The sequence below is a fragment of the Nostoc sp. genome (assembly GCF_036917575.1).
Lineage (GTDB): Bacteria > Cyanobacteriota > Cyanobacteriia > Cyanobacteriales > Nostocaceae > Nostoc.
In genome coordinates this window covers 1-20,302 of sequence record NZ_JBALDC010000039.1, presented here as the reverse complement: position 1 = coordinate 20,302, position 20,302 = coordinate 1, and the positions used below count along the sequence as shown (strand labels likewise).

Below are 20,302 nucleotides of genomic sequence, written 5' to 3'. Positions count from 1 at the left end.
GTGATGGATCAAGCTAAGAGAAAACATTTGGAATCTAAAGGCTGGAAAATTGGTACAGTTTCAGATTTTTTGGAGTTAACACCCGAAGAAACTATCTTTGTTGAAATTAAGCTAGCTCTCAGCCAAAACTTGAAGGAATGTCGGCAAAAACTGATGACTCAAAGTGAACTCGCTGCTAAGATTAGTTCTAGCCAACCTCGGATTGCTAAAGCTGAAAATGGCGATGCTTCAGTATCAATTGAATTGTTGATTCGGGCAATGTTAGCAACAGGTGCAACTCCTCAAGATATTGGGCAGGTGATTGCTGGTGTGGGATAAAAGCAATTCAATGCTAAACTCTCAAACTTATCTTTGCGTCTATGCGTGAGATAATTCAAACAGGAAACAAAATACTTCCCAACCTTTCACGCCTGCAAATGCTATAAATATTCTGCTGGTGTCTGCCAGGAAACTAACTTTTTCAACCATTTTGCAATCAGCAGATGGGAAAGTGTCTCTACTCTCTGAAAAATATCAGCCAGGATTTGGGGTTCTGCGATCGCAACAGACAAGCTACAGTTACTAATGACAACGCTAGTAACATGAAATGCCAAGCTGTTTTCTCAATATATCGAGTTAGGAGGCTGAGAAATCTAAACTTTGCCGAAAAGAGATCAGCAGTTCATTTAATGCAACCATATCAATTAAAAATGCGTCATGTCCGTGAGTTGACTTCAGCCACGCCAGTTGAGCATTCGGGATTGAATTTGCCAATTCTTGTTGTTCTACTGGAGGATAGAGGATGTCAGAATCAATTGCGACAACTAAAGTTGGTTGCTGGATGCTTTGCAGTATGAATTCATAATCTGACAAATTAGGACTGATGCGATCGCGTGCAACATCGTGGCGATCCATTGCGTGGGTAAGGATGATGTAAGTGTTGGCATCAAATCGTTCTGTTAGCTTTTGACCCTGATGCTGTAAGTAACTGCTTACAGTAAACTGCTCAGATGCATCATACTGCCGTCCAAAGCGGCTAGTAAAACTATCCCAAGAACGGTAAGTAGACATCGCCATCATCCGCGCCACTGCTAGTCCTTGGTTTGGGGGCGCATCCAAAGTATAGTTCCCTTTTTGCCAGTTTGGATCGGCGTAAATTGCCTGTCTTTGAGCTTCACTCAATCCAATACACCAAGCTGAATGTCTGCCAGAAACAGCGATGGGTGCAATACTTTTCACCTTTTTTGGATATAACAATGCCCATTCTAGTGCTTGCATCCCACCGAGTGAGCCGCCAACTACTAACCGCAGAGATTGAACACCCAGGTATTCTAGTAGTACAGCTTGCAGGTGAACCATATCTCGGATTGTAATCTTAGGGAAGGATACGCCATAAGAATTTCCCGTTATGGGGTTGATACTAATTGGCCCAGTTGTACCGTAACAACTTCCCAAAATGTTGCTGCATACAATAAAGTCGTGTTCTGGATTGAAAACTTTCCCAGAACCAAACAAAGGTTCCCACCAATCATCAGCGTCAGCCGAACCAGTTAAGGCATGACAAATCAATACCCCATTATCGCCTTGAGCATTTAACTCTCCCCAGGTACGATAAGCAACCTGAACCCCAATTAATACTTCGCCGCCTTCAAGTGGAAATGGCACAGTCATCTTGTAAAACTGGGTTTGCGGTGAGATGAAGTCTGAGTAGATCATATCTGAGTGGGAAGTGGGAAACAGGGGAAGCAGGGGAGCAGGGGAGAAGTTGCAGTAAGTTTTTCCCCTCTGCCTTTTGCTTCCCACTTCCCAATTTATTGATAATTAACTTTTAACTTGCTGGAATGCCTGCTCAAAATCTTCTTTGATATCGTCAATATGTTCAATTCCCACTGATACTCGCACCAAATCGGGTGTCACTCCTGCTGAAAGCTGTTCGTCATTACTTAGCTGTTGATGGGTTGTAGAAGCAGGATGAATAACGAGGGTTTTCGCATCACCAACATTTGCTAAATGACTCGCTAATTTCACTTGATTAATAAAAGCTTTACCCGCCTCTAGTCCACCTTTGATCCCAAAGTTTAAAACTCCCCCGAAGCCATGCCGAAGATATTTTTTCGCTCGTTCATGATAAGGGTGATTGGGAAGCCCCGGATAATTAACCCATAATACTTGCTCTTGCTGCTCTAACCAATGAGCCAATTCTAGGGCATTGCTGGCATGACGATCTACACGTAAAGAAAGAGTCTCTAATCCTTGCAGTAACAGAAAGGCGTTAAATGGACTCAAGGACGGGCCAAAATCTCGTAACCCTTCAACTCTAGCGCGAATAATAAAGGCAATGTTGCCAAATGTTCCACTAGGGCCAAATACTTCTTGGAAATTCAGCCCATGATAGCCCGGTGCTGGCTCAGTAAATAAAGGAAATTTGCCATTACCCCAATCAAATTTACCGGAATCGACAATTACGCCACCGATGGAAGTACCATGTCCACCAATCCATTTAGTTGCAGATTCTACTACGATATCTGCACCATGTTCAATCGGTCGAGCTAAATAACCACCAGCGCCGAAGGTATTATCCACAATTAAAGGTATGCCGTTTTCGTGGGCAATATGAGCTAAAGTGGCAAAGTCGGGAATGTTGAATTGAGGATTGCCAATGGTTTCAACGTATAACGCTTTCGTGCGATCGTCGATCGCCTGACGAAAACTTTCCGGCTGATCTCCCTCAACAAACTTGACGTTAATACCTAAACGTGGTAAAGATACTTTAAATTGGTTATATGTCCCACCGTACAGAAAACTAGTGGAAACAATATTATCTCCAGCCTGAGCAATGGTACTGATTGCCAAGAATTGCGCCGCTTGCCCGCTAGCGGTTGCTAATGCTGCTACACCTCCTTCTAAGGCAGCAATCCGCTTTTCAAATACATCCGTTGTTGGGTTCATGATGCGGGTGTAAATGTTGCCAAATTCTTGGAGAGCAAATAACCGCGCTCCGTGGTCGGCGTCGTCAAAAACGTAAGAAGTCGTTTGGTAAATCGGTACGGCACGAGCATTAGTTCCAGGAGCCGGCTCTTGTCCAGCATGAACTTGCAAGGTTTCAAAACGATATTGTTCTGACATAAGCAGTTATTTGAGTTTCCAATTATACAAACAAGTAACAATAATTGAGCCTTGTTTTGGATAAATCAACGGTAATTTAGAAGGCTTACCGTATTTTAACTGTTTGCACCCAGGATTCCTCATCTTTAGCACAACAAGTTGGAAAATAGAAAATGGGAATTAACACCTTTTAATTTATTTTTAGAAAAAAAGCGTGTGAGTCGTCATGCAAATAGACTAGCCTTTTTCGTAATTCGTAATTCGTAATTCGTAATTCGTAATTCGTAATGACGTTTGCACAGCGTCTTGTAGAGAGCGTCATTATCAATTACGAATTAATTATGCAGAAATTGAAGTTGAGATTAGTTCTCTAACATCCTCTGCGGAATCTTGTTGTAATGCCGATGCCGCGATCGCTTCACTTTCAACTATACTTAAGCGAGCGATCGCCTGCTTTACTCCAGGTATACTTTGAGGATTTACGCTCAACTCATCCAGTCCTAAACCTAATAAAATTGGTGTTGCTAAAGTATCTGCTGCCAATTCTCCACATAATTTTACTGAAATTCCTGCTGCATGGGCAGCTTGGACAGTTTGCTGCACCATTCGCAATACAGCTGGATGTAGCGCATCAACCAAATTTGCCACGTTGGGATTAGTGCGATCGCTAGCCATGACGTACTGACTCAGATCGTTAGTGCCGATACTAAAAAAGTCTACTTCCGCAGCTAATTGATCGGCGATCGCTACTGCTGATGGAACCTCCACCATAATTCCTACTTTCATCGTTGCATCAAAGGAAATACCAGCTTGATTTAGTTCAGCTTGCACTTCACCCAAAATTACCTTAGCTGCACGTACTTCAGTTACAGTCGCAATCATTGGCAACATGATTTTAATTTGGTGTGCGACACTAGCTCTCAAAATTGCCCGTAACTGAGTTTTGAACAGTTCTGGACGATCTAAACAAAAACGAATTCCCCGCCAACCTAAGAAAGGGTTAGCTTCTGGAAACTCAGCTTTGATATAGGGAAGTGGCTTATCACCACCGACATCAAGGGTACGAATAATTAGCGGTCGATTATCTAAAACTTGAGCGATCGCCTGATAAACTAATAATTGTTCTTCTTCAGTCGGGGCGCTTGTTCGGTCTAAATACAAAAACTCTGTGCGGAGTAGTCCCACCCCTTCTGCACCGTTAGCCACAGCAACTTGCACATCATTTATACTACCAATATTGGCGAAGACGCTAACTTGCCGACCATCACGAGTAATCGCTGGTTGATGTGCCGTAGCTCGTGCTTGCTGTTGGGCAGTTTGCCAAGCTGACTGCTTTGCTCTCAGTAAATCCAGGATGTCTGATTCTGGTTCTACCCAAGCTTTGCCACTTTCACCATCAAGTGCCATTAGTGTACCATCTGGCAAGTACAACACCTGGGCATCCACTCCCAAAACTGCCGGAATACCTAATGTCCGGGCGATAATTGCACTGTGGGAGGTGGCGCTACCAGAAGTAGTACAAATTCCCAACACTTTGGTTGGATCTAGTCCAGCTGTATCTGAGGGGGTTAAATCAGTCGCCACCAAAATCGCCGGTGATTCAAGATGCAGTTTAGCCGCAGCATTTCCAGCTAGTAATCGCAGCACTCTTTGCCCGACATCTACAACATCGCCAACTCGCTCTTGCAGATAAGAATCCTCAAGTGCGCGGTAGGAAGTCGCTACTTCATCGACTACAGCTTGCCAAGCGGCTTCAGCATTTATATGGTTGTCTAAAATGTGTTGGTTAGTTGCTTCCAACAGTACTGGATCTTCTAAAAATAGTAGTTGGGCATCGAAGATAGCGGCTTCAACGTCACCAATTTGCAGAGAAGCTTGGGAAAAAACTGCTTGGATTTCTTGTCTGGCAGAGTGGATTGCTGTCTGTAATCGTTGCCACTCTGTCTCTGGATTGTCTACGTGATATTCCGTAATAGAAATGTGAGTGGGTTGATAATGAATAACAGGTGCGATCGCTACTCCAGCAGAAGCTGCAATCCCTGAAAGTTCGCCGTGAGTTACTGGAGTAACTTCGTGGTGAAATGCTGGTGGAGAATTCAAGGCAACATTATCTTCACCCTCCGGGTTCGGCAGTCCAACGCCAGTCGCCTGCGACGGGAAACCCGTCTTCAGCGCTGGCTCATCTTTGTTGGAACAACAAGACTGGGCTGCCTCACCAAAGTTATTGGCAAATAATCCCTGCAATGCTGCCAGCGCTTGATCTGCATCAGAACCAGTGGCAGTAATCAACAGTTCGTGTCCTTGACGCACCCCTAAAGTTGTGACTTGGTTAATACTGTCACCTCTGACTAGCTCAGTATTTCTCGTTAAATTCTGCACCAGAATTTGAGATTGAAATCGGGCTGCGGTTGCCACAAACTGGGCTGCGGGACGGGCGTGTAATCCTAAGCGATTGCTCACAATCAGCTGGATTTCTCGTGTTGGCGATTTTATATTGGTTGTTATTGGGCTGACAACTGACAATGGACTACTAACACCCAATTGAGTTGCTTTTGCTAGGAGTGCGCCGCGTGCTTCCGCCATAACTTGGTGAATATCTCTACCAGCCGCCGCCGCCACTACAGCAGCGATCGCACCTTCTACTAGAGGTGCTTCACACAAATACACTTTCTCCTGCTGTGCTTCTGGCAGAAACTCGATTGCCATTTCCGCACTTAGCAAAGCACTACCCAAATCCATTAATACCAAGACACCATCATCAGAAAAAACAGAAGCGATCGCTTCATAAACCTGAATCGGATCTGTACCCAATGGATTTTCAGAATCTTCAATACCTGCTGCAACAGCAATGGTAACTTGGCTTTGAACCATCTGCGCGGCGAGTTCCCGCACACCTAAAGCTAGTTGTTTGCTGTGAGAAACGATAACAATTGCGATCGTGGCCACACCGTCAACCTTGTTGAGAGGTTTGCGTTTAGCTAGTTATCCATTTCATTTTCCCATTCCGCTACAATTGCAACTGTCCGAAAATATTCCGGTCTTTCCAGTTAGAAATGCGAATAAAATAGCTTTATTTTATGGAAATACGTGGTATCCACTCATAAACTCTATCGTTAGCAGTACGGGAAGAAATATTTTGGATAAGTTTGTTCCCATCGTACAACTTAATCGAGACATTACCATCAACATTATCCTGCCACAATATTAAAAAAGGTTGATCTTTTTTGGAAGTACTTTACCAGCTGACCGATCGAGATTTTTGCTTTTCTTAGGAAATCCCAGATATAGCAGGAGGCAGGAGGCAGAGGGCAGGAGGTAAAACTATTGCTAACTCTCTTCTTTCACTCTTTCCAAATGTCCTAACCTGTGTGACTACGGCTGTAATAAGGTAAATGTCAGAAAGTAGGATTTTCTTGCAGATTAGACAGTTGGGGAACAATAATGTTTCTTTTTTAGGAATTGAACAAATAAGTGGCTCTGTCGCCAGATATGTCCGCTAAGGAGCAACAACATCTTTTTGCTGCTTTTAGTGTTGCCGAGGATTTAATATCAAGTTTGGTTGATTGGTTATAATTTCCGTAATCTATGCAGAAATCTGAAAACCCTCTTTCTCCCTGCTCCCTGCCCCCTCCCCAGAGAATCGGCTACGGTGTACACACAAGAGAAAAACTCTCCAGATGATTGAAATATCCAAAAATCTGAAGAGTTAGTCTTTGATTTTCGCAATTTTGGTAAATTTTATGATTTCCAGGCGAAACTAACTATTTGTTTCCAATTTGAAAATATTCGCTGTCACTCCCAGACTTTCCTCAAAAAGTGACTCGCGACCCCAGCGTTGTACTTGCTGACTTAGCAATGCTTCCGCTTTTTGTTCTGAAAGTGAAGTCACCTGTTGAAATAGACCAGCAGATTGAGCGCCGCCGTGGGTTTCCATGCGCATACAACCACCAGTTTCCGAGCAAATTACTGTACCACAGTCTGCCTTTGGATTGGTCGAACTCAGGCGCAAAGCAATCAAGTCGCCAGCAATCTCACCTACATCAGCAAGGGGAACACCCGCCAATTCGGCTTCTATTTGCCGTTGGTCTTGGGCAATAAAGTTAATGCGAGTGATGTCATAATCTCCAATTTCCTTTTTATAAGAAACTGGCTGCCATTCTAGACGACTTGCCAACCAACCCAAAAACAATAATGCTTGTGCGGGGTTGCCTTTTTCGTAATCAATAGTTACTCGGTCAACTTCCCGAAGGGCAGCCCGACGATGAGGTGAGTCGTAAGCTTCAGCTGTCAATTCCTCCCATGCTGAGAGGCGACGCCAGTTGAGGTCAGCCAGGGGAACACCACTTTCCACCAATTCTTGGAGGCGGAGTAAATCACTTTCTGGCTCGTTAAAGCGGCAAGAATCCACAATCACATTATTGCAAACTGCTGCCAGCCGCTTGAATAGAGTATTGTTAGGGTCTGGTGTTGCTTTCCACCAGAGAAACTTTGGTAAGCCACCAATTAACAAGGCTGGAATCATGCCCCCTACCCGTTCCAAGGCAGCAGCAGTTCCACTGAGAGTTATGTATTCGCAGCAAACTAGTGTACTTGACGATTGCTTTTGGATTGGGCAATAGGCAGAAACTTGAGCTTTGACTCCTTTATCTTCGCCAGTAATGGGAAATAGGGCAATAATCCGGCAAGGGTTGCGGAGGGCGATTTCGTCGGCAATTCTAGGGCTTGGAGCATTTAGGCTTAAGCTAGGAAGTTCAATAGAACCATTGTCTCCCGTAGCTCCGTTTCCTTGACGTTTGATGAATTCTTCTCTCAAGACAGCCACGGTTTCATGTGTTGCTGTTCCAGTATTTAGCAGTGCATATTTTGTCTGCACTTGCCGCAAGGCAGCTTCCATCTGAGGCCCTAAAATTCCATCAAGCGGACCGTTGTAAAATCCCAAAGTAGCCAAAAGATACTGGGTTTCTTCGGGTTCGTAAACCACTAAAGTAAATGTTGTGGCGCGAGTAGCAGCAGGAAGCGCACCGTCCTTGCCAGTAATGCCGTAACTTTGCCAAATTTGATTCAGTTCCGCATCTAATTCGTCAAGCGAAATATCTTTTGGTGCCTGAAGTGAATAAATTGTAGAAGCTTGGGGAGCCATAGGAAATTTTGGATTTGGGATTTGGGATTTGGGATTTTGTCATTGGTCATTTGTTTTGACTAGTGACTCAATGACTAATATTTACAGTCTGCGCCAGCGACGACCATCCTGGTTAATTAAGAATTCTGCTTCTGCTGGTTCCCAGGTACCAGCTTCGTACTGGGGAATAGTATTTGCATCAGCGGGTGCATCCCAAACGGAAAGGGCTGGCGTTACTACCTGCCAAGCTGCTTCTACTTCGTCCGCGCGGGTGAACAATGTTTGATCGCCCATCATACAATCAAGGAATAAGCGATCGTAGGCATCAGATGTTGCTTGGATACCAAAGGAACCATAACTAAAATCCATGTCAACGGCACGGGTACGGAATTCTGCACCCGGCATTTTCACATCAAAACGCAGGGAAATACCTTCATTGGGCTGAATCCGCATCGCCAAAATATTGGCGTTTATTTGTTGGGCAGCAGATTGGAACATCCGAGATGGAACTTCGCGGAAGTGAATGGCAATCTCACTGACTTTTTTCGGCATCCGCTTCCCGGTACGCAAATAGAAAGGTACACCTTTCCAGCGCCAGTTATCTACTAAAAACTTCATGGCGACGTAGGTCGGTGTGGTGGAGTTGGGAGCAACGCCTGGTTCTGTCCGATACCCTGGCGCTGCTTCACCCTTCATCCAGCCAGCACTATACTGACCGCGTACTGCTGACCGCGACAGATTGCGAACATCAGCTAGACGAGTAGCTTGTAGTACCTTCACTTTTTCTGTGCGGATGCTGTCGGCATCCATGGCGTTAGGTGCTTCCATCGCCGTTAGGCAGTAAAGTTGCATGAGGTGATTTTGCAACATATCCCGTAGTGCGCCGACGCTTTCATAGTAACCAGCCCGGTCTTCCACTCCCACGGTTTCTGCTACGGTAATTTGTACGTGGTCAACAAATTGACGATTCCACAATGGCTCAAAAATCGCATTGGCAAAACGAAACACCAGCAAATTCTGGACTGTTTCTTTACCTAAGTAGTGATCGATGCGGTATACTTGGTTTTCTTTGCAAAATTTCTGTACCACTTGGTTAAGACTCTGGGCTGATGCCAAGTCCCGACCAAAGGGTTTTTCAATTACTAGACGATGTTTGTAAGCATCTTCTAGCATCCCGGCGCTTCCTAACTGCTTAATCGCTTCGGGAAAGAAGGAGGGTGCAACCGAAAGGTAGAACATGCGATTCCCTCGCGTGCCCCGTTTTTCGTCTAATTCACTCAATAAATTTTTCAGTTTTTGGTAGCCTTCGGGGTTGTCTATATCCCCAGGGCTGTAGAACAGACCTTGAGAGAAATCTTGCCAGAGTTCCCCCAAATCGACATCAGGATGTGCCTCTTCCATGCCCTTTTGCATTTGTTCGCGGAAGTACTCATGGCTCCATTCTCGACGTGCCACACCGACAATGGTAGTTTCTGGGGGAATACGCCGTTCTCGTCGCAATTTATAAAGTGCTGGCACTAGTTTGCGCCAAGTGAGATCGCCAGAAGCGCCAAAAATGACAATAATCTGGGGTTCAGGCATCCTTTGTTGTTGCAGACCAACGCGCAAGGGATTTTCTAGCAGACTAACCATAACAATTTTGGATTTTGGGTTTTGGGTTTTGAGATTGGGGACTGGGTATTAGGGACTGGGTATTGGGTATTGGGTATCAGGAAAATTGTTTACTAGTCCCCAGTCCCCAGTCCCCAGTCCCTAGTCCCTAGTCCCTACACTGGTGACAATACCTTGATCTTGTCTTCTAAAGAGTTCATCAAGGACTGGAAGGGCTGGATAAACTTGTCAATACCATCGACTAACAGTTCATCCATTACGGTATCGATGTCGATGTTGATGTCCGGATCTTTGAGGTTTTCGATTAGTGTGTAAGCATTATCTACATCTGTTTCTAAGCGATCGCCTACGTTACAATGATCGGCACAAGCTTTAATTGTCGCTGGTGGTACGGTGTTGACGGTATCACGGCCAATCAACTCTTCGATATACATCACGTCTCTGTAGTTGGGGTCTTTGGTGCTGGTGCTAGCCCAAAGTAGCCGCTGTACTGTGGCCCCTTTTTCTACCAAGGCTTTCCAACGATCGCTCTCGATAATTTTCTTGTATTCCTGGTACGCAATTTTAGCGTTAGCGATCGCTATTTTTCCTTTAACAGCTCTTAGCTTTGCTTCCACGGCAATATCATCAACGCCTTTTTTCAACTTAGCATCAATCTTGCCGTCAATGTTGCTATCGATCCGGCTGAGGAAGAAGCTAGCGACTGAAGCAATTTTACTGATGTCCTTACCTTCAGCCACCCGTTTTTCTAAGCCCCGAATATAAGCCCAAGCTGTGTTGATGTAGCTATCTACAGAAAACAGCAGCGTAACATTAACATTTATCCCTTCGGCTATTACCTGCTCTACTGCTGGCAAACCAGGTTCTGTACCGGGAATTTTAATCATCAGATTTTCCCGATCAACTTCTTGGAAATAGCGTCGGGCTTCGGTTATTGTTGCTTCAGTATCTTGGGCGATGGTTGGCGGGACTTCAATACTCACATAACCATCTAGTCTATTCGAGGCTTCATAGACAGGGCGTAAAATATCACAGGCATTACGGATATCCGCAAAAACCAGGGATTCGTAAATTTTGTATGTCGGTAAGCTAGCTCGAACTCCAGCTTCGATATCGGCATCATAAATCACATTACCTGCGATCGCTTTCTCAAAGATAGCTGGGTTAGAAGTAATCCCAGATATACCTTGATTTTCAACCATGTCTTTGAGTTCACCTGATTGAATAATGTCACGGGTCAAATTATCCATCCAGATACTTTGACCGTATTGGTTAATTTCTAGTAAATGATTGGTAGACATAGCTCTAATTTGTTTCACTCCTGTATAGTGATGTTTCTAAGTAAGTTAGTTAAATCCATCAAAATTTGATGCTTACTTTGAATTGTGGCGTTGTCAATCACTTATTGCATCAGCCAGCTGAGATAATCTTTAATACATCTTCAAGAGGTGCTATTCTGCATTCCAATCCTAAATCACCATGATTAACTTTTAATTAATGCCAGATGCTAGATGCATCCTTGATACTTTTGTCTTAATCTTCTAGTGCAGCATGGCAAAAATAACTATTGAGTTGAAAAAAGTTCAAAAGCGGAATTTACAAGCTTTTTTCCCTGTCTTCTGGCTTTTAACACTAGTGTCCGTTTTGAATAAAAGACTCCACCTTTGCTACATCCTCTTTGCTACCGATAATTAAAGGCGTGCGCTGATGCAGTTTTTTTGGCACCACATCCAAGATATTTTTCAGTCCTGTAGTAGCACGTCCGCCTGCTTGCTCAATCAAAAAGGCGAGAGGAGCCGTTTCATAAAGCAAGCGCAATTTCCCTTCTGGGTTTTGAATTGTGCCTGGGTAAAGAAACACGCCACCTTGAACTAAAATTCTATGGATGTCACTCACCATTGCACCGCTATAACGAGCGGTGTAGCCTTCTGTGCGATGAACGTAGCGAATGTATTCTCGAATCGATTCTTCCCACTGCCAGAAGTTACCTTCGTTCACGCTGTAAACAGAACCGTGGTTAGGAATGCGAATATTTTCTTCTGTGAGAATAAACTCTCCTAAGCTGGGGTCAAGAACAAAGGAATGAACGCCTCTACCTATAGTATAAACCAACATCGTGGAGGGCCCATACAGGATGTATCCGGCAGCTAGTTGCTTGCGTCCGTCGGTGAGCAGGTCAGTTGCCTTACCATCGCTATCAGTTCCTTCTTGTTGGCGAATCGCGAAAATGGAACCTAAGCTGAGATTATTATCAGTATTGGATGAACCATCAATTGGGTCATACAGCAGGGTATAGCGGCCAATCGGGCAATTTTCGGGAATGTAGTAAGGATTTTCCATTTCCTCAGACGCGAGGCGACAGACTAAGCCACTTTGCTTAAACACTGAGATAAATACATCATTGGCGTAAACATCCATCTTTTTGACGGATTCGCCTTGGACATTAACTTCCCCAGTAAATCCCAGAACGCCTTCCATTAAACCAGCGCGACTCATCCGACGAGCAACCAGTTTCCCAGCTAAGGCGATGCGATTCATCAACGCACTTAAATCCTGTGCATCTGGCGAAAAACTCTGAAGTTGTTGGAGGACGTGACGGGATAAGGTTGTACAGTCACGATCTAAAGCTCTGTCTGTAACATCGTAGGCAGATAAGTCTAAAGATTCTGGCGCTTTAGCCATTTTTATGTTCTCCGCAGTAACTAGTTGTTAATTGGGTTTTAGTCATCTATAGCAACTTATAGTTGCTGCTTCTATCTTAGAAAGGTAATTTGATAACTTAGATGCGACTTTAGATAAACTAAAGAAATGAATTTCAGTGACCCCTGCAACTAAAGCTTAAGTACTTTGACTTAACACAACTTTCTCAAGGGGGCAGGTATGCCTACACATCCTATAACAAGCTAAAATCCCCACATTTGCGGCAGGGACTATAGGTTTACTCTGAAACATTAATACGAAACTACTATCAGATTTGCCTAAAGCAAGCAATCTTCCTGGTTAACTAAATACAATTTTGCGTAAAAGCGTAGCATTTTTAATGCAGGAGGATGCAATGGCATTGCAGGCGCACGTATTAACATTGTATTGGGATGCAATGGCATTGTAAGGGCACGCATTAACATTGTATCGGGATGCAATAGCATTGTAGGGGCACGCATTAACATTGTATCGGGATGCAATAGCATTGCAGAGGGACGCATTGGCATTGCAAAGTATTGTCTTTCATTAATTTGCTACAAATTAATGAAATGCTGTATTAAGATATAGCCGTAGTCACATAAATTAGGACATTTTAAAACAGTGAAAGCTAGGAATAGTAATAGTTTTACCTCCTGCCTTCTGCCTTCTGCCTCCTGCTATACTTTTGGTTGCTGCCATAAAATGAGTTTTAATTCAGAGCAGTAGTAAGCCTCATCACTAATTTGATGTTCGTGGTCAGCTATCCAATCATAAATTTGTGTTGCTTTTGCTAATGCCACTTTTTCTGAACGATAAAGCTGAGGAGTAGGGCAGTAGGCTTGACCATTGATGTGTATAGCTGCAATCTGCCAATAATCGCTTTCTGGGACAACTTCTAAAAACCCGTTACTGTAAGGCTGGATTATTCCTATGTTCATCTACAACCATCAACCTTTTTAACATTAGCCATAACAAAGTCGATACCAACTAATTCTTCTGAGTCAAAGCTGGAATCATTAGGGAATGCAGTCGCAACCCCTGCTAATGATTTTGGGTTCGTAGTCAATGGAAATCTGAATTATTGGTCACTTTTTTGGCTTGATTCCGTTATTGGCAGCAACAATAGCATAAGAAACTGGTCGGCGCGGCTACATTGTGATTGCCCAAACTCAGAGTGTGGCTGAATAGATGATAATCTGTAGAGCGAATTGTAACTCTCATTACTCACTCAAAATAACCGAACAAAAGGAGTAAATTTATCATGTCCCGTCTGCTAAGAGCGTTCTGGCAGCGCTTCTTGCGGAGTATTGCTTTTGTAATACTCTTAACTTTAATTAGTAGTTTAATACTTCCTGGGGCTACTTGGGCGGCTTCTAGCTTGGGAGTTGATAATGGTCATCTTAGTACTTGCCCGGTTTCAAACAACTGTGTTGTCAGTCAAAACGCAGATGAAAAACACGCCATCAACCCGATTGTTTATCATGTAGACCGCAATGCAGCTAGAGAAATCTTACTAAAAGTTCTCAGCGTTGTTCCCCGTACAGAAATTGTAGAACAAACAGATAATTACATCCACGCTCTTTCTAAAAGCCGCATCTTCAGACTTGTTGATGATGTAGAATTTTATTTACCTGCTAATGAGTCAGTAATTCATCTGCGATCGGCATCTCGCGTCGGAGAGTTTGATCTTGGTATCAACCGCAGGCGATGCGAGCAAATTCGTCTGGCTCTACGCGATTTAAACATCTGATTTTGCTGCTACTTGTTCTTATTTAACTGATAAAGATGCGATCGCAATACCATTTAAAAATTTATACTTAGTGGAAAAATGTCAGACTATCTGCAATGATTGTGCTTTCCATACCTTAGTAGAAGAAGCGATAAAGTGCATTCACCCTGACGAATCTGGGGTTAATTGTTCTACTGTCATTTTCTGCAATTCATTTGAGCCAGCACTCATAATTGACAGTCCTTGCGTGACATACGGCAATGATGAAGAATAACGTCAATTGTGTAGGCGCAACAAGTCAGCCTTTGGCATTTCAGCTTACGTTGCTATTTAGTAAATTATGGTAATATAAAAAGTCTTGGGCGATTAGCACAGGGGTAGCGCACATCCTTCACACGGATGGGGTCACTGGTTCAAATCCAGTATCGCCCACTTATACACAGTAAAGTTTTCAGCTAACTAGCTTCAGTTTCTTAAATATGCCCCCCACATTAAGATGTGCTTATAGGGGGAAAAAGAATGGACGCAGCAATGCCGCATTAAAAAATACCACATTCGTAATTTATAAAGCCCTATTTTCTGATGTAAACAACAAAAAACGATATGCTCAGAAATTGTGGATTGAAATTTGCTTAATACCAATTCTCTAAAATGAGGCAACACATTCAAACCCCCAAACCCAGAGTCTAGCTTTCTTAATTACGAATTACGAATTACGAATTACGAATTAAAAATTGGTATAGCGTAGCCCGTCGTAGAAATCCTATCCAATTCCCAATGCCCTATGACCAACTACTTTCGCTCCAATGTTGATGCAATGGCTAGCTATGTTCCTGGTGAACAGCCTCAACGTGGTACACAAATTATTAAACTTAATAGCAATGAAAACCCCTATCCTCCTTCTCCTGCCGCATTAGCTGTGCTACAGAATATTGATGGTGAATGGTTGCGGCGATATCCAGAACCTTTTGGGGGGGAGTTTCGGCAAGCTGCAAGTAAAGTTTTAGAAGTTCCTAATGATTGGATAATTGTCGGAAATGGCAGTGACGAATTGTTGAGTGTAGTAATTCGAGCTTGTGCTGAACCTGGGAAGAAGGTAGTTTATCCGATGCCTACTTACGTGCTGTATCGCACATTAACACAAATGCAAGCGGCGGAAATTATTGAGATTCCCTACAACGAAGACTATAATTTACCTTTGGAAGAATTAGTTGCTGCCAATGGGGCTGTGACATTTATTGCATCGCCCAATAGTCCATCGGGGCATTTGGTAGCAACAAATGATTTACGAAAATTAGCCAGCCAGTTATCTGGAGTTTTAGTGATTGATGAAGCTTATGTAGATTTTACTGAAGAAAATGCATTGGCTTTGGTTGAGGAATACGAAAACGTGATCGTGATTCGGACATTATCTAAAGGCTACTCGTTGGCAGGATTGCGATTAGGCTTTGGGGTGGCGAATCCCAAACTATTGCAGGGATTATTTAAGGTTAAAGATAGCTATAACATTGATGCGATCGCTTGTGCAATTGGTACGGCTGCCATCACTGACCAAGCTTATAAAAATGCTTGTGTAGCCAAAATTAAAGCATCACGGACTAAGTTAGCTACAGAATTGAAACAATTAGGTTTTTATATCTGGGATTCCCAGGCTAACTTTTTGCTGGCACAGCCAAGAGAAGGAAACGCAGAATATCTCTATCAAAAACTGAAGGAACAGGGAATTTTAATCCGCTATTTCAAGCAGCCCGGACTAGATGATAAATTACGGATCACTGTTGGGACAGATGAGCAAAATCAGGTTCTAGTAAAGGTACTAACTACAAACCTTTAATTATTCACACCCACTTAACTTACAGCACTTGAAAACTAAAGCTAAGACTTGCCCAATTATTCACATCCAAGCTATGTGAATCAAGTGCTGTGCCGTTCATATCTGTTTTGAAGGCACTAGCGTTATGTAGGTCTTGTAGCAAGGCTTGTACAACATCTAAGGAGTTTTCCAATGAGTCAATTGGCCCTTCTTCGGCTGTAGAATACTTGGCAGCGTTCAAGGCGGCGAGAGTTCCGTTAAAAGGGGCAGTACTAAAAATCAGTTGGTGTTCGCACTCAGAAGCTGGCCCTGAAATCATCCATTCGGAAGCAGTATCAGTTTGGGGTAGGGTAAGGGTTTCACCTGGAGAGATGACGACTTCTTTCAGGAGAGGTTTGGTGTCCGTAGTGTTTGGTTCTTGGGGAGTTTCCCAAGAATAGAAGGCGATCGCTGTATGATTATTGTTTAATCCCAGCAAGATTAAATATACTGGGCGATCGCTTTGGTTTTCTACCCGATATTGCATTTGACTGCCGATAGGGACAATCGGTGTCGGGAGGGATTTTTGAATCGAAGTTTCTGTTTTGAAAGCTCGTACTGTTTCGCGCTGCATAATTACGCGAGGCAATCTGTTGTCAATTATTTCTAAGGTTGTCTTCAAAGCCAAGCGAGAAGAACCTTGATTTTCAGTCAGTCGCCATAACTTAGCTGCCAACAAGGTTGATAATTTTGGCGCTAACTTTTGCACTGTTGATTTTACTGCTTCTCCTGCTTCCCCCGTGGCATTGGAAATTAGTTCGCCACTAAGAGAAAATAGACCATAGCGACTAGGTGTTTGCTGTAGTTTGGCAAATAAATAATCAGCTGGTTTTTCCCCGACAACGACGGTGGAGATATGGGGAAATGCATCAAAGGCACTGGTAGCGTCTACACGCTCAATTCTTTCTAATCCAGTATCTAAAGCAATTATTAAATGGATCTTTCGGGCTAAAACCCTGACTGATTCTTGGACAAGTTGCCCGACTTGTAGGGAATTTGCACCTTCAATTTGGGGAATTTGCGCTTTTGCTGTTAACCCAGTCCGCGATCGCAATACTAATTCTTCTGTTGTTGTTGTTAAGGTGAACCGAGAATTAACTCCGTAGTATAGCAGTACTTGTGGCGGTAATCCTGCTAACCACAGATGCACTGTTTTGCCATCTTCTTCAATTGCTGTGACTGCGCCTTCTGCACCAATAATACCATCTGGCGGTAGAGACGTTAAATGTTGATTTTTATGACTACTTAATAACGCTGGTTGCTGTTTACTACCCAATTTGGATAGAGAATTTTCCATATAGGAGAGGGCGACTTGAATTTTGATAGTTGGGGTGAATTCCCACAAATACTGCGTCAAGGCGTAGGTAAATAACCCAGCACTAAAACCAGCAAAGAGTTCTTCTCTCGCCGACTGCTTGGGATTTGAGGTAGCTGCTAAGACAATCGGCGTGCTGGGTAACTTCTGAGTTTTAAGTTGTTGGAGAAAGTCAAGTTCTTCTGCTGCTAGCTTTGCCCCTACGGATTCTGGAAGGGCGCGACTTTTTAATCCTAATACTGGGGTTGGCGCATAATAGCTAGTATCTAATACTGCTGTGACTCGATCTGTAGGCAGCGATCGCAATAATAGCAGTAGAGTTTCTTCTAATATATAGTTGACTATTGTCTCTTCTTGTGAAACTAGACTAGCATTAGCTGACACCAGAACATTTTGCATTGTCTCTGGAGATGTTTCCAATTTGACACGGCTGCCATAACCGCTAAAGTGAAAGACAATCAGATCATCGGGTTTAGCTTGCTTACCCAAGCGATCCAAAAAAGCCGTCTCAATGAATTCCCTACTAGCTTCTTCCTCAGTTAGAGTTAAGATATCTGACCCTTGGAAACCAAAGCGATAAATCAAAAGTTCTCTTTGTAGTTCCACATCTGTCAGACAACCACTGAGGGCTGGAATTTTTGGGTATTGGTTAATACCTATTAACAATGCCAACTTGCGCGGACTGGGTTGTGCCAAAGCTTGATAATAGCGATTTCCCAAAGACAACCACTCAGCTTCAGTTATTCCCAATACGGCGAGTATTGAGCCAATTTTCTCTAAAAACGTGCGACGTTTCATAATTAGCTATCAGCCCTCAGCTATTCAGTTAGCAGCTTACAGGGCTGAACTCTATATTGTAAAGTTACAAAAATGTGGGGAGCAGGGGAGAAATCAATTCAAAATTCAAAATTCAAAATTCAAAATTGAAGATTCAATCCCCATGCTCAATACTCTGTTTGGCCAATGCCCAATGCCTTAAGCCGTTACTTCTATCCGCATTGCCCGCGCCAACTCTGCTGCTACCTCTGGACGAGAAAATTCTGGTGGAGGTAACTCACCGCGTCGCAGCATTTCCCTCACTTTTGTCCCTGATAGGTGAATGCGTTCTTCTGGCCTACTGGGACTGGTTTTAGATGTTGCCATCTGCTTAGTGCGCATACAGTAAAAAGCGTGTTCAAATTTCATCGGCACAATGCCTAATTCATTTGGTGCAAATTCATCAAAGATATACTGAGCATCGTAAGTGCCGTAATAGTCACCAACACCAGCATGATCTCGTCCGACGATAAAGTGAGTACAGCCGTAGTTTTTGCGGACTAAAGCATGGAATATAGCCTCACGAGGCCCAGCATAGCGCATTGCAGCAGGATTAATTGCCAAAGTTACCCGGTCTAAGGGGTAGTAATGTTCCAGCAAAATCTCATAGCAGCGCATCCGCACATCAGCAGCAATATCGTCCTCTTTTGTTGCCCCAACTAATGGGTGCAAAAATAGACCATCAACGATTTCTAAGGCGCACTTTTGAATATATTCATGGGCGCGGTGGATGGGGTTGCGAGTTTGAAAGCCGACAATGGTTTTCCAACCCTTGTCTTGAAATAGTTGCCGTGAGGCAACTGGATCGATTTGGTAAGTGGGAAACTGGGGATGAGGTTCGCGTTGCAACAACCAAATATCACCCGCCAGATTTACAGTACCTTGGTTATAGAGTACTTGCACGCCAGGATGATTGACATCATTAGTCCGGTAGACTTTTATTGCTTCGCGGATTTTGTCGTAGTGATATTTTTGCGTAAGTTGCAAAACTCCGATAAATTCGCCTATCGAGTTATCCAGACGGATTAAGCCGCCTTCTGGCAATGGTGAAGCTACTTCTTCGCTTACCGATAGTGTAATCGGGATTGACCAGACAAGACCGTTAGCTAATCGCATTTCTGTCACAGTGCGATCGTAGTCTTCTTGGTTCATAAAACCCGTGAGTGGACTAAAAGCACCGATCGCAATCATTTCTAAATCGGAAACGGCGCGATCGTCAAGTTGCACTCGCGGCAAAAAGTCAGCTTTTGAAAGAAACTCTGCTCTTTGTTCTGGTGTGGCGATGCGGTTAACCAACTGTCCACCGTGGGGGGCTATGGCATCTGGATTCTGACTCAACGTAATCCCCTCTCTGCTTTTACTGTTATTGTTTCAGATTATGTACTAACTTATCAAATGCTGGTACGTAGAGAAAAATAGTTTAGGGAATGGAAGAAAATTTTTGCAACTAGCCTCCAACCTATCTGATTAGGTTAGGCTAAAGCTTAATCCAGTCTCAAGTTTCAGAATAGTTCCTGTATTTGAAATTGCTTATGACTGCTGTATCCCCCGTTGTTAAACCTGTTAGCCAAATGCGGCTAGCGCCTGGTAGTACAGTAAATATCCAGGATATAAGTTGGGAGGAATTTGAATCTATTTTGCAAGAACTGGGGGAGAAGCGATTGCTACGAGTTGCTTACAGCAAATCTACGTTAGAAATTATGGTTCCTCTACCCGAACACGAAAAATCAAAGGACTTAATTTCGGATATTGTAAAAATCTTGCTGAAGATTGCCAAAAAAAGTTATGAACCCTTCGGTTCAACCACCTTCAAGCGGGAAAATATCGCGGGGGTAGAACCAGATGCTTGTTTCTACATCCAAAATTACCAAAGAATGATCGGTCGTCGCAAACTGGAACCAAACGATCCGCCTCCTGATTTGGCAATTGAAACAGATGTGACATCAAAAACAACTCTTGATGCATACGTTGCGATCGCTGTTCCTGAACTATGGATTTACGTAAGGATTCAGGTCTAATATTGGAGAAGTAAAGAAGGACGAGACAGACTATTATTAGAGTCAGCAATTAGAGCTTGTGCAAAAAAATCAATGA

At 43.4% G+C, this 20,302-nt stretch carries 14 protein-coding genes, 1 tRNA gene and 1 pseudogene; 5 read left to right on the top strand and 11 right to left on the bottom strand.

Annotation, left to right across the window (positions count from 1 at the left end; all coding sequences use genetic code 11):
• Window positions 1-3: 3 nt before the first annotated feature.
• The gene (locus V7K79_RS08775) at window positions 4-318 is read left to right on the top strand and encodes a helix-turn-helix domain-containing protein (RefSeq protein ID WP_335046660.1); all 315 of its coding nucleotides are present in this window, start codon (window positions 4-6) and stop codon (window positions 316-318) included.
• Window positions 319-419: 101 nt separating this feature from the next.
• On the opposite strand, the gene V7K79_RS08770 is transcribed toward V7K79_RS08775, so the two are convergent.
• The 9 genes from V7K79_RS08770 to V7K79_RS08730 form a co-directional block, all read right to left on the bottom strand.
• Window positions 420-593 (bottom strand): hypothetical protein, encoded by a 174-nt coding sequence (locus V7K79_RS08770; RefSeq protein WP_335046658.1) that lies wholly within the window; start codon window positions 591-593, stop codon window positions 420-422.
• Window positions 594-615: 22 nt separating this feature from the next.
• Window positions 616-1,695 (bottom strand): homoserine O-acetyltransferase MetX, encoded by a 1,080-nt coding sequence (metX, locus tag V7K79_RS08765; RefSeq protein ID WP_335046656.1) that lies wholly within the window; start codon window positions 1,693-1,695, stop codon window positions 616-618.
• A gap of 105 nt (window positions 1,696-1,800) precedes the next feature.
• Window positions 1,801-3,105, bottom strand: a complete 1,305-nt coding sequence (locus V7K79_RS08760) for an O-acetylhomoserine aminocarboxypropyltransferase/cysteine synthase family protein (protein WP_335046655.1) — start codon at window positions 3,103-3,105, stop codon at window positions 1,801-1,803.
• Window positions 3,106-3,423: 318 nt separating this feature from the next.
• On the bottom strand, window positions 3,424-6,030 hold the full coding sequence (gene ptsP / locus V7K79_RS08755) for a phosphoenolpyruvate--protein phosphotransferase (protein ID WP_335046653.1): 2,607 nt from the start codon (window positions 6,028-6,030) through the stop codon (window positions 3,424-3,426).
• 811 nt (window positions 6,031-6,841) lie between these two features.
• Window positions 6,842-8,224: a glucose-6-phosphate dehydrogenase assembly protein OpcA gene (opcA, locus tag V7K79_RS08750; protein WP_335046651.1), complete on the bottom strand. Its 1,383-nt coding sequence runs from the start codon at window positions 8,222-8,224 to the stop codon at window positions 6,842-6,844.
• An 81-nt stretch (window positions 8,225-8,305) separates the two neighbouring features.
• Entirely contained in the window at window positions 8,306-9,835 is a 1,530-nt protein-coding gene (gene zwf, locus V7K79_RS08745; RefSeq protein WP_335046649.1) for a glucose-6-phosphate dehydrogenase, read from the bottom strand.
• A gap of 134 nt (window positions 9,836-9,969) precedes the next feature.
• Complete coding sequence (gene tal / locus V7K79_RS08740; protein ID WP_335046647.1) at window positions 9,970-11,115, bottom strand: transaldolase; 1,146 nt, start codon at window positions 11,113-11,115, stop codon at window positions 9,970-9,972.
• 331 nt (window positions 11,116-11,446) lie between these two features.
• The gene (gene fbp, locus V7K79_RS08735; RefSeq protein ID WP_335046645.1) at window positions 11,447-12,496 is read right to left on the bottom strand and encodes a class 1 fructose-bisphosphatase; all 1,050 of its coding nucleotides are present in this window, start codon (window positions 12,494-12,496) and stop codon (window positions 11,447-11,449) included.
• Window positions 12,497-13,173: 677 nt separating this feature from the next.
• Entirely contained in the window at window positions 13,174-13,434 is a 261-nt protein-coding gene (locus tag V7K79_RS08730; RefSeq protein WP_335046644.1) for a hypothetical protein, read from the bottom strand.
• Window positions 13,435-13,757: 323 nt separating this feature from the next.
• On the opposite strand from V7K79_RS08730, the gene V7K79_RS08725 reads away from it, so the two are divergent.
• The 3 genes from V7K79_RS08725 to hisC all read left to right on the top strand — a co-directional run bounded on the left by V7K79_RS08725 (window position 13,758) and on the right by hisC (window position 16,059).
• A complete protein-coding gene (locus V7K79_RS08725; protein WP_335046641.1) occupies window positions 13,758-14,246 on the top strand; it encodes a DUF1499 domain-containing protein in 489 nt (162 codons plus the stop codon).
• Window positions 14,247-14,585: 339 nt separating this feature from the next.
• Window positions 14,586-14,657, top strand: a tRNA-Val gene (locus tag V7K79_RS08720).
• 352 nt (window positions 14,658-15,009) lie between these two features.
• Window positions 15,010-16,059 (top strand): histidinol-phosphate transaminase, encoded by a 1,050-nt coding sequence (gene hisC / locus V7K79_RS08715; protein WP_335046638.1) that lies wholly within the window; start codon window positions 15,010-15,012, stop codon window positions 16,057-16,059.
• A 19-nt stretch (window positions 16,060-16,078) separates the two neighbouring features.
• Here the strand turns inward: hisC and V7K79_RS08710 are convergent, their stop codons facing one another.
• A complete protein-coding gene (locus V7K79_RS08710) occupies window positions 16,079-18,190 on the bottom strand; it encodes a caspase family protein (RefSeq protein ID WP_335046635.1) in 2,112 nt (703 codons plus the stop codon).
• A gap of 177 nt (window positions 18,191-18,367) precedes the next feature.
• Complete coding sequence (sat, locus tag V7K79_RS08705) at window positions 18,368-19,546, bottom strand: sulfate adenylyltransferase (protein WP_335046633.1); 1,179 nt, start codon at window positions 19,544-19,546, stop codon at window positions 18,368-18,370.
• Window positions 19,547-19,740: 194 nt separating this feature from the next.
• Here sat and V7K79_RS08700 point away from each other — a divergent pair.
• Window positions 19,741-20,208: pseudogene (locus tag V7K79_RS08700) on the top strand (Uma2 family endonuclease); the annotation flags it as partial.
• Window positions 20,209-20,302 lie beyond the last annotated feature (94 nt).